The sequence below is a fragment of the Pseudomonas sp. C 49-2 genome, assembly GCF_003970195.1.
In the GTDB taxonomy this organism is placed as follows: Bacteria; Pseudomonadota; Gammaproteobacteria; order Pseudomonadales; family Pseudomonadaceae; genus Aquipseudomonas; species Aquipseudomonas canadensis.
In genome coordinates, this window is sequence record NZ_RXYG01000008.1 from 1 (window position 1) to 12,209 (window position 12,209).

Consider the following 12,209-nt stretch of genomic DNA (forward strand, 5'->3'; position numbering starts at 1 on the left):
TTTTCAGAAGCTTTCGAAGATTTCTTCAACAACTTCAACCACTTGCGCTTCCGATCTCTCGTCAGCGGGAGGCGAATTCTACAGCGTTACACGCTGCTGTCAACACCTCTTTTTCAACTTCCTTTTGGCTTCGATGAACTGAAGCAACCTGCCGCCGAAACTTACATAACTCATTGTTTACCAAGGAGTTTTCCGTTTCGACTGCGCCGGAAGTGGGGCGAATTATAGACATCTGGAATCTACCGTCAACCGTTAATTACGCTTTCGTTGAAGAAAGTGATTTTTTCGCAATAAGGCGCGGGATTCGACGCATTACAGACGGGATCCGTAGCACCAGGAGCAGCGCACCTATAGAAGCATAGATAGCCCATTCCTTGAGGTCCGCCCGCACGATCCACAACATGTGAAGCAAGCCAAGTCCCAGAATCACGTACACCAGACGGTGCAGCTTCTTCCAACGACTGCCCAACCGACGCTGACTGTAACGATTCGACGTCACCGCCAATACCAACAGCGACAGGAAACCCAACGCGCCCACAATAATGTAAGGCCGCTTGCGCAACTCAACGCCGAGCTGCGACCAATCCAACCCAAGCACAAACACACAATAAGCAGCCAGATGCAGCACGACATAAGCAAAGCACCACAACCCGAGCTGCCGACGCACCGCTATCCACCCTGCCCAACCACTGAGCTTCTGCAGCGGGGTCATTGCCAGGGTGATCAACAGCAGTATCAGCGTGCCGAGGCCCAGCCTATCAACCAGCACTTTGCCCGGATCCGGCCCCAGGACAGCACTCCAAGCTTCATATAGCCAGAACAACGGCCATACCGCCGCCACTATAAAGACGCCAATACGCCAGATCGGGTAACGCATCAGTAGTTCTTCCGCAGGTCGAGATCGGTATATAGAGACGCCACCTCATCCGAGTAACCATTGAACATCTGCGTCTCGCGCACATTGGGGCTGAAGAGGCCACTCGGTAGACGACGCTCCCGCGCTTGGGTCCAACGCGGGTGATCGACCGTAGGGTTCACATTTGCATAAAAACCATATTCGTCCGCTGCAATGCTCTGCCAGGTGGTTTTCGGCTGCTCGCTGACAAGGCTGATGCGAACAATAGACTTCACACTCTTGAAGCCATATTTCCATGGCACGACCAAACGCAGCGGCGCGCCATTCTGGTTTGGCAGTTCGCGCCCGTACATTCCCACAGCCAGGATCGCCAAAGGGTTCATCGCCTCATCCAGACGCAAGCCCTCTATATAGGGCCAATCGATCAAGCCAAAACTCGACCGCTGGCCCGGCATGCTCTTGGGATCTTGAAGCGTTTCAAAACGAATGTATTTAGCCTTGGAAGTCGGCTCAACCTGCTTGAGCAACGCCGAGATCGGAAAACCGATCCATGGAATAACCATTGACCACGCCTCGACACAGCGCAGACGGTAGATACGCTCTTCCAACTGATACGGATTCATGAAGTCTTCCAGGGCATATCGACCTGGTTTCGCGACTTCGCCATCAATCACCACGCTCCAGGGCTCGGTCTTGAGTGAGCCCGCATTGGTTGCTGGGTCGCCCTTACCTGTACCGAACTCGTAGAAGTTGTTGTAGTGGGTCGCATCCTTGAACGGGGTGATCGCCTCGTCCTTTACCGTGACAGCCTGCCATTTCGTGACCGGCAGTTTCTCGGCAAACCAGCCCGGTGCCCTGCCCGCTTCGACATCGGCATAACGCGAGGCTTCGTCCGCACTCGCCCAACGCGGCAAGCTGCTGGCAGCAACGCCGGCAAGCGCACCACCGAGCAAGCTACGGCGAGAGAGATAGAAGGATTCAGGTGTGACATCCGATTCGTGGCAATCGGACGCTTTGGGCAATTTGATTAACATGGCAACTCCGCAGCATTGGAGGACTGATGCACCAATAGACTGCGGAGTATGGGGGAAATTACATTAAGGCAATGTTTTGTCGCGACGCAGATGCAGCAAGTACTGAACCGGCCCCGAAGCGGCGTAAACCAGGAACGCCAGCAACAGAATACGCGGCGGGTCGCTGAACACCACGGCGAACACCAGCACCACTGCCAGAATCGCCACGAAAGGTACGCGCCCCTTCAGGTCCAGCTCCTTGAAGCTGTTGTACTTGATGTTGCTGACCATCAGCATGCCGGCCGCAGCCACCATCAAGGCCACCAGGAACGACATCTTAGAACCCTGGATGCCGTAATCGCTGAACGCCCAGACGATACCCGCCACCACACCCGCCGCAGCCGGGCTGGCCAGACCGATGAAGTAACGCTTGTCGGCAGTTCCCACCTGGGTATTGAAGCGCGCCAGACGCAAAGCAGCACCCGCGACATAAATGAAGGCAACCATCCAGCCGACCTTGCCCATGTCACCCAGCGCCCAGGCAAATGCCAGCAACGCAGGCGCAACACCAAACGCGACCATGTCCGACAACGAGTCGTACTCGGCACCGAAGGCACTTTGCGTATTGGTCATGCGCGCAACACGACCATCCAGGCCGTCGAGCACCATGGCAACAAAGATGGCGATGGCAGCAAAGCCGAAATACTTGCTGGCACTCGCCGCATCACCTGCCGCCAGCGCGCTTTGGGCGCTCATGGAGTTGATGATGGAGTAGAACCCGGCAAACAGGTTCGCCGTAGTGAACAGGTTGGGCAAAAGATAGATGCCACGATGCCGGACCTTGCGGCCTTCAGCGTCATGCCCTTCTTCGACATGTTCATCGATCGGCAGCAGGCTTTCGGCGTCAGGAGCCTGGTTTGGCTCTTCGGGACGTTCGCTCATGGACTTTACCTTGCAACGGTGTGAAAAAAATTCGACAGATACTTGCGGCGCGTGTTCGCCCGCAAACGATGCAGCTTTATACCAGAACCCGCCCCCCAAACGAAAAAACGCGGCCTAAGCCGCGTTTCCCCTTGATACGTACGACTTAGTTCTTGGCTTTGTCGACGATCTTGTTGGCACCGATCCACGGCATCATGGAGCGCAGTTGCTCGCCGATGACTTCGATACCGTGAGCGGCGTTGTTACGACGCTTGGCGGTCATCGAAGGGTAGCCGGTAGCGCCTTCGCTGATGAACATTTTGGCGTATTCACCGTCCTGAATACGTTTCAGGGCGTTGCGCATGGCCTGACGTGACTCGGCGTTGATCACTTCCGGGCCAGTCACGTACTCGCCGTACTCGGCGTTGTTGGAGATCGAGTAGTTCATGTTGGCGATACCGCCTTCGTACATGAGGTCAACGATCAGTTTCAGTTCGTGCAGGCATTCGAAGTAGGCCATTTCCGGCGCGTAGCCCGCTTCAACCAGGGTTTCGAAACCGGCTTTTACCAGTTCAACGGTACCGCCGCACAGAACGGCTTGTTCGCCGAACAGGTCGGTTTCAGTCTCGTCCTTGAAGGTGGTTTCGATGATGCCGGTACGACCGCCACCGACGCCAGCAGCGTAGGACAGTGCCACGTTCTTGGCGTTGCCCGATGCGTCCTGGTAGATCGCGATCAGGTCAGGGATACCGCCACCTTTGACGAACTCGGAACGCACGGTGTGACCTGGCGCTTTCGGCGCGATCATGATCACGTCGAGGTCAGCGCGTGGCACTACCTGGTTGTAGTGAATCGCGAAACCGTGGGAGAAGGCCAGGGTAGCGCCCTTCTTGATGTTCGGCTCGATTTCGTTCTTGTACAGCGAAGACTGGAACTCGTCCGGGGTCAGGATCATGACCAGGTCAGCAGCAGCAACGGCAGAAGCAACGTCAGTCACTTTCAGGCCGTGGGCCTCAGCCTTGGCAACAGTGGCCGAGCCTTTGCGCAGGCCTACAGTCACGTCAACGCCGGAGTCTTTGAGGTTGCAAGCTTGCGCGTGACCCTGGGAGCCGTAGCCGATGATGGCGACTTTCTTGCCCTGGATGATCGACAGGTCACAATCTTTATCGTAATAAACTTTCATGAGGTTCCTCTATATATCCAGGCCGTAAGGCCATTCGCTAATTTGGGTTAGATGCTGAGTACTTTGTCGCCACGGGCAATCCCGGTGACACCACTGCGTACTGTTTCCAGAATCGAGGCCGTCCCGATCGACTGGATGAAGCTGTCCAGCTTGTCGCTTGTACCGGTCAGTTGAACGGTATAAACGCTGGCGCTCACATCGACGATCTGCCCACGATAAATGTCGGTGGTGCGTTTGATCTCGGCACGTTGGGCACCTGTGGCCTTCACTTTAACCAGCATCAGCTCGCGCTCAATGTGGGCACTTTCCGACAGGTCGACCAGCTTGACCACTTCGATCAGCTTGTTTAGGTTCTTGGTGATCTGTTCGATCACCTCATCGTGGCCCACAGTGGTCAACGTCAGGCGCGACAGGGTCGGGTCTTCGGTCGGGGCCACGGTCAGGCTTTCGATGTTGTAGTTACGTTGCGAAAACAGGCCGACAACACGAGACAGAGCGCCGGGTTCGTTCTCCAGAAGCAGGGAGATAATGTGCCGCATGATTAAGTACGCTCCGTCTTGTTCAGCCACATGTCGCGCATCGAGCCGTCTTTGATCTGCATCGGGTAGACGTGCTCACTGGTATCCACCTTGATATCGATGAACACCAGGCGGTCCTTCATGGCGAACGCCTCTTCCATTCTCGGCTTCAGATCTTTCAAATCGGTGATGCGAATGCCGACGTGGCCATAGGCTTCAACCAACTTGACGAAATCCGGCAGCGATTCCATGTAGGAATGGGAGTGACGGCTGTTGTAGCTCATGTCCTGCCATTGACGAACCATGCCCAGCACGCCGTTGTTCAAGCAGACGATCTTCACCGGAAGGCCGTACTGCAGGCACGTCGACAGTTCCTGGATGTTCATCTGGATGCTGCCCTCACCGGTGACGCACGCGACGTCGGTGTCCGGGAAGCTCAGTTTCACGCCCATGGCCGCAGGGAAACCAAAGCCCATCGTGCCCAGACCACCGGAGTTGATCCAGCGGTTAGGCTTGTCGAACTTGTAGTACTGCGCGGCGAACATCTGGTGCTGGCCCACGTCGGAGGTCACAAAGGCGTCGCCCTTGGTCACTTCGCACAGGGTCTCGATCACGGTTTGTGGCTTGATGATGCTGCCGTCGCCCTTGTCGTAAGGGAAAAGGCCACGGTCACCGCGCCACTCGTCGATCTGCTTCCACCAACTGGCAACGGATTCCTTGTTCGGTGCCTCGCCAATGTCCTTCAGCGCAGCGACCATTTCGGTCAATACGCTTTCCACTGGACCTACGATAGGCACGTCGGCCTTGATGGTCTTGGAGATGGACGCCGGGTCGATGTCGATGTGGATGATCTTGGCATTCGGGCAGAATTTGCTCGCGCCGTTGATCACTCGGTCATCAAAACGTGCGCCCACCGCCAGGATCACATCAGCGTGGTGCATGGCCAGGTTGGCGGTGTAGCTGCCGTGCATGCCGAGCATGCCGACGAACTGACGGTCTGTGCCCGGGAATGCGCCGAGCCCCATCAAGGTGTTGGTCACCGGCAGGTTGAGCAGCTTGGCCAGTTCGGTCAACGGTGCAGAACCGCCGCCCAAAATGACGCCACCACCCGAGTACAACACAGGACGCTTGGCCGCCAGGAGCATTTCTGCCGCCTTGCGGATTTGTCCCGAGTGCCCACGGACGGCCGGGCTGTAGGAACGCAGCTTGGCTTTCTTCGGGAAGATGTATTCGAACTTTTCGGCCGGGTTGGTCATGTCTTTCGGGATATCGACCACAACAGGGCCCGGACGACCGGACTGCGCGAGGTAGAACGCCTTTTTCATGACTTCCGGGATTTCCGACGGATGCTTGATCATGAAGCTGTGTTTCACGATCGGCCGGGAAATACCGATCATGTCGGTTTCCTGGAATGCATCGGTGCCTACCATGGTGCTGGGCACCTGGCCGGAAATGATCACCATCGGGATGGAGTCCATATACGCAGTCGCGATGCCGGTAATGGCATTGGTGGCGCCTGGGCCGGACGTTACCAGTACCACGCCGGCTTTACCGGTGGCACGGGCGTAACCGTCAGCCATATGGGTCGCGGCTTGTTCATGGCGAACCAGGATGTGGGTAACAGCCGGTTCCTTGAACAGTGCGTCGTAGACATGCAGCAGAGCACCACCTGGGTACCCGTAGATATAGTCGACGCCTTCGTCACGCAAAAAGCGGACGAGCATCTCACCACCAGATAAAAGCTCCACGTTGTTCACCTCTAAAACGCCAGAATACCGTCCGTTGAAAACCGACGGGTCTTAATAGGTTTACTTCTCAACAGAGCATGAGCGACGGTGGTCGCCGACTACGTCAGCACTGACTGAGCAAGTATTGGGATCGTCCCAAGTGTTGCGGGCTTTTCCCACCCAGCGCGAGGTAACGCGTTGCGGGTGTAACAGGTCGGCGCGGATGTGCGCCTCATGATCTGCTGAGCGGGCCTGCTTCTGGCAGTCCCGATACAGCGGACTTTGGATTCTTCTGTTTCAGGCCCTTCAAGTCAAGCAATAATTGCGCTTTTTTCCAACTAAGCGCATGAGAACGCAGGAGAAAGGGCTTTGAGGAGGGATAAAACTCGCCTGAATGTCGTCAAGCGGTAGAAATGTGCGCAACACTGCCGGAAAAACCGGCAGTCAGGCAATTAACGAGCGTCGACGATCAATTGGTCGAACTTTTTCAGCGCGTTACGCAAACCAAGGCTCTCTAGCGGGCGATCGGCGTAGACCATTTCGGCCATCTCCAGAATGCCCGAGGCGTTGGGCAAAGGCAGATCCTGTTCAAGAATCTGCTTCATGCGCACCAGGAAGATCCATTGCAGCCACTGGTGAAAGTCCAGGGTGTCCACGGAAAAGGGCTCGACACTGCTGAGCGCCTCGGCACTGGGGGACACATCGTCCCACCAGCCCTGCACGCGCAACTCTCGCTCTATGAGCAACAACTGTTCGGCGATAGCGGGAAACCGTGCATCCATCAGAGGCTGACCTTGGCTTTTTGACGCGCTTGGGCTGCGCCAGCGGCATCGCCTTGTGCGGCACGCGCGTCGCCAATCAACGCCCACAGGCTGGCTTGCAGGTCCGGACGCCCGTTGGCGAGCGACAAGCCGCGACGGGCGAACTGCTCCGCCTGCGGCGCATCACCCTGGGCCATGCGCACCTGGGCCAAGCGATACAGCACTTGCGGCTCACGCGGCGCAACGCGTTGGGCACGCTCAAGACTCGACGACGCGCCATTCAAATCACCGCCCGCCTGCTGTTGCTGGGCAGTGGTCAACAAAGCCAGCACCGGGCCATCCAGTTGCTCGTCAGCCGACAGGCCACCGCTGCTGGACGATGATGGAATACCACTCGGCGTCGACGGCATGTTGTAGGTGCCCTGGTTGATCGGGGCAGTCTGGATCGGCGTGGTATCGATCGGGCCGGAGTTGCTCGGCCCAGGGGTCCATGGCTCGGCGCTGATCGGGGCCGACGTCGCAGCACCACCGCCAGGCACCATCACCACCACGCCCGAATCCTGCGGCATGGCTTGCGGCTTGGCCTGGGCAGGACGATTGGTGACGGTCTGGCGGAACCCGCCATTGGCCGAGATCCGGTCGTTATTGGAGACGGCCGTGCTCGAGTCCACCACGGGAATGGAGCCGCGCTGCACGCTGGAGCAACCGCCGAGCAAAGCCAGAGCTGTAATAGCTGGAAACAACCACTTGTTCACTTGAAACCCTCTTTGCTTAATTCATCCAGCCCTTGACCCAATCCATCACCGATTCCGCATCAGCAGGGGCACTGCCACCACATGCGGCGCCGGGTGGCGGTTCGCTGCCGCGAATATACGGCATCTGTACCGCGCCCGGACAGTTGGCATCGGAGCCCTGTCCCGTGTGCGGATCAATCCAGGCCTGCACGATGTTATCCGGCTGCGGCATATTCAACGGCAGCGGGTCGGCCTTGCGCATGAAACTGGTCCAGACCTGCAGCGCACCGGTAGCACCGGTGAATGGCGTCTTGCCGTTATCGTCACGCCCCAGCCACACCACCGCCAGCACGTCCTGACCAAAACCGGCAAACCAGCTGTCACGCGAATCGTTACTGGTGCCCGTTTTGCCCGCCAAGGTCAGGTTCGCCGGCAGCACGCTGTACACCGAGCGCCCCGTACCTTCACGCATCACACGCTGCATGGCGTTCTGGATCAGGTAGATGGAGCCTGCGTCGAAACGCTGCTGGATTTGGAACGGGTAGCGCTTGAGCGGCTCGCCCTCGGCGGTCAGAACACTGCGGATTCCGCGCATCGGGGTATTGAAACCACCGTTGGCGAGGGTCTGGTACATGGTCGCGACTTCCATCGGGGTCATCGCACCCGCGCCCAGCAGGATCGACGGGAAGGCCGGGAACTCACGGGTGACGCCCAGCCGCGCAATGGTCTTCAGGACGTTCGGTACGCCGACTTCAAGGCCGAGTCGCGAAGTGGATATGTTGTAGGAGTGCGCAATCCCCTGATACAGGAATACGGTACCGTGGGAGCGGCGGTCGAAATTCTGCGGCGTCCACACCTGGCCATCGCCACCTTTGACCGACAGCGGATCATCAGACAACCAACTGGTCAGGGTGTACTTGCTCGGCTTTTCCAAAGCCGTCAGATAGACCGCTGGCTTGACCAGCGAACCGATCGGCCGCACCGCATCCAGCGCACGGTTGAAGCCGGCAAAGCTAGCCTGGCGACTGCCGATCATGGCCTGGACTTCACCGGTTTCCGGGTTGGTCACGACCATGGCCGCTTCGACTTCATCGGAACCTTTACGGCCCGTCAGGCGCTTGAAGGTGTCGTTGACCGACGCTTCGGCCTTCATCTGCAGGATCGGATCGAAACTGGTAAAGATCCGCAGGCCTTCTTCGGTCAAGTCTTCGTCGCGATAGTCTTCACGCAGTTGGCGTTTGACCAGATCGATAAAGCCTGGGAAGGAGCTGTCTGCCAGTTTGCCGCGGGTGGTTACACCCAGTGGCATTTTCTTGGCCGCGGCGACTTGTTCAGCCGTGGCGACACCCTGTTGCTCAAGCACGTCGAGCACCAGGTTGCGTCGCTCCAGCGCACGTTCAGGATTGCGGCGCGGGTTGTAGTAGGAAGGCCCCTTGACCATGCCCACCAGTAACGCGACCTGGTGCAACTTCAATTCGGACAGCGGCTGACCAAAGAAGAACTGGCTGGCCAAACCGAAACCGTGCACGGCGCGCTGGCCATCCTGCCCGACGAAAACCTCGTTGAGGTACGCCTCAAGGATTTCCTGCTTGCTGTAGTGCAGCTCCAGCAGCATCGCCATCATCGCTTCGGTAAGTTTGCGGGTCAGGCTGCGCTCGTTGGTCAGGTAGAAGTTCTTGACCAATTGTTGCGTCAGCGTACTGCCGCCCTGAGTCATCTTGCCGCCGGAGGTGTTCACCCAGACTGCGCGGGCAATCGACTTCGGCGATACACCCCAGTGACTGTAGAAATCGCGATCTTCAACGGCAACCAAGGTTTCCAGCAGATACGGTGGCACCTGATCAAGTTTGATCAGGATGCGATCTTCAAGGTTTTTCGGGTAAATGCCGCCGATCATCAACGGTTCGAGACGAACCACCGGCAACTTTGAACCGTTCAGCGACGACAGTTCTGCTACATAATCGCCAGAGAAGCGCACGCGCACCGGCTGGGCTTTCTCCAGACCTTCGTAGAACTGGAAGCCACGGGTATTCAGGTCGACAGTGTTACCACTGACGGCTGCGGCACCCGGACCGTTGCTCACGGGTTCGCGGCGGTAGCCCAAGGCGTCGAGTTCGGTAAGGAAGTCATCCTTGCTCAACTTCTGGCCGGTGAACAACTCCAACGGGCGCGCGTACACCTTGGCCGGAATGGTCCAGCGCTTGCCAGAGAACTTCTCCTGAACCACGGCGTCGAGGTACACCGCAAAGCCGGCGAGCACGACGAGGCCTACAAGGCCGAGCTTGAGCGCCCAGCCCAGCCAAGGGCGCAGGCCGCGGGAAGGAGGTTTTTTACGGGAACGGGGAGATCGGGTTCGAGTCATGGCGGCGGATTATACGCACTTTATCGATGATCAACATGAGCCGGACAGCGGTTTGCATGACCGCTTGTAGCGGCCATAATGCCCGCCATGTTTTCCCCCAGACTCTGAAGGATCGCCCGTGAGCCAGTCCCTGATCGCTGCCCTGCAAAATCCGGCTTTATACCCTCACCCGGTTGAAGCGTTCCAAGTCATCGAAACCCATATTTCCTGGGTCGTCCTGACCGGCCCGTATGCCTATAAGCTGAAGAAGCCGATGAACTTCGGCTTTCTCGACTTCACCGATCTGGAAAAGCGCGGCCACTTCTGCCGGGAAGAATTGCGCCTCAACCAGCGCCTGACCGAAGATTTGTATCTTGAAGTGTTGCCGATCACCGGAAGTGCCGAAGCGCCGCAGTTGGGCGGCGACGGCCCGGTCGTCGAATACGCGCTGAAAATGCGCCAGTTCCCGCAGAGCCAACTGCTCAGCACCTTGCAAGCCAACGGCGAACTGACCAGCGCGCACATCGATGAGATGGCCAAGCAAATCGCGCACTTCCACCTCACGGCGCCAAAAGTCCCGCAGGAACACCCGGCCGGCACCCCGGATGAGGTCATGGCACCGGTTCGCCAGAACTTCGACCAAATCCGTCCGTTCCTCAGCGACAAGGCTGACCTGGCTCAGTTGGACGCTCTGCAGGCCTGGGCCGAAAGCAGCTTCGAGCGCCTCAAGCCGTTGTTCTCCCAGCGCAAAAAGGACGGTTTCACCCGCGAATGCCACGGTGATATTCACCTGGGCAACGCCACTTTGATCGACGGCCACGTGGTGATCTTCGACTGCATCGAGTTCAACGAGCCGTTCCGCTTCACCGATGTGTATGCCGATACCGGTTTCCTGGCGATGGACCTTGAAGACCGGGGCCTTAAGTCCCTGGCTCGCCGTTTTATCAGCCAGTACCTGGAACTGACCGGCGACTATCAAGGCCTGGAAGTACTGAACTTCTATAAAGCCTATCGCGCTCTGGTCCGCGCCAAGATCGCGCTGTTCAGCATGCCGAGCGAAGCCAGCCCAGTGCAACGCGCCACGACCCTGCGCCAATACCGCAACTACGCCAACCTGGCGGAAAGCTACAGCACCATTCCGTCGCGCTTCCTGGCCATTACCCACGGTGTGTCGGCCGTAGGCAAAAGCCACGTATCCATGCGATTGGTTGAAGCCCTGGGCGCCGTGCGCCTGCGTTCAGACGTGGAGCGCAAGCGCCTGTTCGGCGAGCAACAGGTGGAAAACACGCCACACGCTGGCATCTATGCGGCCGACGCCAGTGTGGCAACTTACGCACGCTTGAATGAAATTGCCGATACCGTGCTGCGCGCCGGTTACCCGGTGGTGCTGGATGCGACCTTCCTTAAACACGAACAACGCAATGCAGCGGCTAAAGTAGCTGAGGCCACAGGAGCGCCCTTCCTGATCCTGGATTGCAATGCGCCGCAAGCCGTTATCGCCAGTTGGTTGGCGCAACGTCAGGCGGACAAAAATGATCCTTCCGACGCGACACTGACGGTTATCGAAGAACAGCAAGCCACTCGCGACCCGCTGACTGCCGAGGAGTTGCTCCTCAGCAAGCGTGTTGAGACCAATGAAAGTGGCACCCTCGATGCGCTGGTGGCGCATATTCGTCAGCGCCTGCCTGGCCTGTAAGAAAAATTTCTTGGTCGTGTCGTCTACTTAGGGGGCACGACCAAGCAATAGTGGCACTATAATGGCGTCATAAATCCAACAGGAGTCGCCGTCATGAGTCACCCCAAGCTTCTTGATACGCCGCTTTACTCGCTCCTGCATAAAGACGATATCCGTGGCTTCAACCAGGAACGCCCTAAAGACGGGGTCATCGACATGCGCGGCGGCGACTTCCGCGGGCTGGATTTGCGTGAGCTGAACACCGCTGGCGTGGACTTCACCGATGCCTATTTTCGCTCCGCCGACCTGCGTGGCCTGGACCTGCGCGATTGCCCACTGGAAGGCGCCAGCCTGGCCCATGCACAGATATCCGGCACCTACTTCCCGCCAGAGCTGACCGCCGATGAGATCCTCATGTCGGTTAATTTCGGCACTCGCCTACGCTACCGCACCCGCTGAAACCCTCTGCTTAAGCCCCGG

General features: G+C 58.1%; 12 protein-coding genes. 3 read left to right on the forward strand and 9 right to left on the reverse strand.

Features of this window, described 5'->3' with window-relative positions:
* Positions 1 to 228: hypothetical protein (locus EJ576_RS29885; RefSeq protein WP_218570337.1), on the forward strand; the 228-nt coding region annotated here is incomplete at its 5' end.
* Positions 229 to 256: 28 nt separating this feature from the next.
* Here the strand turns inward: EJ576_RS29885 and msrQ are convergent.
* From msrQ to mrcB, 9 genes are all read right to left on the reverse strand, one after another.
* Entirely contained in the window at positions 257 to 877 is a 621-nt protein-coding gene (gene msrQ, locus EJ576_RS16730) for a protein-methionine-sulfoxide reductase heme-binding subunit MsrQ (protein WP_126570728.1), read from the reverse strand.
* Positions 877 to 1,890, reverse strand: a complete 1,014-nt coding sequence (gene msrP, locus EJ576_RS16735; RefSeq protein WP_126570729.1) for a protein-methionine-sulfoxide reductase catalytic subunit MsrP — start codon at positions 1,888 to 1,890, stop codon at positions 877 to 879. Before msrP ends, msrQ begins: the two co-directional genes overlap by 1 nt.
* Before the next feature lie 63 nt (positions 1,891 to 1,953).
* Positions 1,954 to 2,811 (reverse strand): CDP-diacylglycerol--serine O-phosphatidyltransferase, encoded by an 858-nt coding sequence (gene pssA / locus EJ576_RS16740; RefSeq protein WP_016976855.1) that lies wholly within the window; start codon positions 2,809 to 2,811, stop codon positions 1,954 to 1,956.
* Between the two features lie 145 nt (positions 2,812 to 2,956).
* Positions 2,957 to 3,973, reverse strand: coding sequence for a ketol-acid reductoisomerase (gene ilvC, locus EJ576_RS16745; RefSeq protein ID WP_003194132.1), 1,017 nt, complete (start codon positions 3,971 to 3,973; stop codon positions 2,957 to 2,959).
* Between the two features lie 47 nt (positions 3,974 to 4,020).
* Entirely contained in the window at positions 4,021 to 4,512 is a 492-nt protein-coding gene (gene ilvN / locus EJ576_RS16750) for an acetolactate synthase small subunit (protein ID WP_003176102.1), read from the reverse strand.
* Between the two features lie 2 nt (positions 4,513 to 4,514).
* Positions 4,515 to 6,239, reverse strand: coding sequence for an acetolactate synthase 3 large subunit (locus tag EJ576_RS16755; RefSeq protein ID WP_126570730.1), 1,725 nt, complete (start codon positions 6,237 to 6,239; stop codon positions 4,515 to 4,517).
* Positions 6,240 to 6,670: 431 nt separating this feature from the next.
* Entirely contained in the window at positions 6,671 to 7,000 is a 330-nt protein-coding gene (locus tag EJ576_RS16760; RefSeq protein ID WP_028617947.1) for a YqcC family protein, read from the reverse strand.
* Positions 7,000 to 7,734 carry a M48 family metallopeptidase gene (locus EJ576_RS16765; RefSeq protein ID WP_028617948.1) on the reverse strand — a complete coding sequence of 245 codons (735 nt, stop codon included), beginning with the start codon at positions 7,732 to 7,734 and terminating at the stop codon, positions 7,000 to 7,002. The genes EJ576_RS16760 and EJ576_RS16765 overlap by 1 nt, the downstream gene beginning before the upstream one ends.
* A gap of 16 nt (positions 7,735 to 7,750) precedes the next feature.
* Positions 7,751 to 10,075, reverse strand: a complete 2,325-nt coding sequence (mrcB, locus tag EJ576_RS16770; RefSeq protein WP_122728125.1) for a penicillin-binding protein 1B — start codon at positions 10,073 to 10,075, stop codon at positions 7,751 to 7,753.
* 118 nt (positions 10,076 to 10,193) lie between these two features.
* Here mrcB and EJ576_RS16775 point away from each other — a divergent pair, with 118 nt between their 5' ends.
* A complete protein-coding gene (locus EJ576_RS16775) occupies positions 10,194 to 11,750 on the forward strand; it encodes a bifunctional aminoglycoside phosphotransferase/ATP-binding protein (protein WP_122728123.1) in 1,557 nt (518 codons plus the stop codon).
* Between the two features lie 93 nt (positions 11,751 to 11,843).
* Entirely contained in the window at positions 11,844 to 12,188 is a 345-nt protein-coding gene (locus EJ576_RS16780) for a pentapeptide repeat-containing protein (protein WP_016976848.1), read from the forward strand.
* The last annotated feature ends 21 nt before the right edge of the window (positions 12,189 to 12,209 follow it).

Excerpts from the sequence above, each read along its gene's own strand:
- EJ576_RS16760 (WP_028617947.1), bottom strand. The coding sequence starts at position 7,000 with ATGGATGCACGGTTTCCCGCTATCGCCGAACAGTTGTTGCTCATAGAG.
- msrP (WP_126570729.1), bottom strand. The coding sequence starts at position 1,890 with ATGTTAATCAAATTGCCCAAAGCGTCCGATTGCCACGAATCGGATGTC.
- EJ576_RS16780 (WP_016976848.1), top strand. The coding sequence starts at position 11,844 with ATGAGTCACCCCAAGCTTCTTGATACGCCGCTTTACTCGCTCCTGCAT.
- mrcB (WP_122728125.1), bottom strand. The coding sequence starts at position 10,075 with ATGACTCGAACCCGATCTCCCCGTTCCCGTAAAAAACCTCCTTCCCGC.
- msrQ (WP_126570728.1), bottom strand. The coding sequence starts at position 877 with ATGCGTTACCCGATCTGGCGTATTGGCGTCTTTATAGTGGCGGCGGTA.
- pssA (WP_016976855.1), bottom strand. The coding sequence starts at position 2,811 with ATGAGCGAACGTCCCGAAGAGCCAAACCAGGCTCCTGACGCCGAAAGC.
- ilvC (WP_003194132.1), bottom strand. The coding sequence starts at position 3,973 with ATGAAAGTTTATTACGATAAAGATTGTGACCTGTCGATCATCCAGGGC.
- ilvN (WP_003176102.1), bottom strand. The coding sequence starts at position 4,512 with ATGCGGCACATTATCTCCCTGCTTCTGGAGAACGAACCCGGCGCTCTG.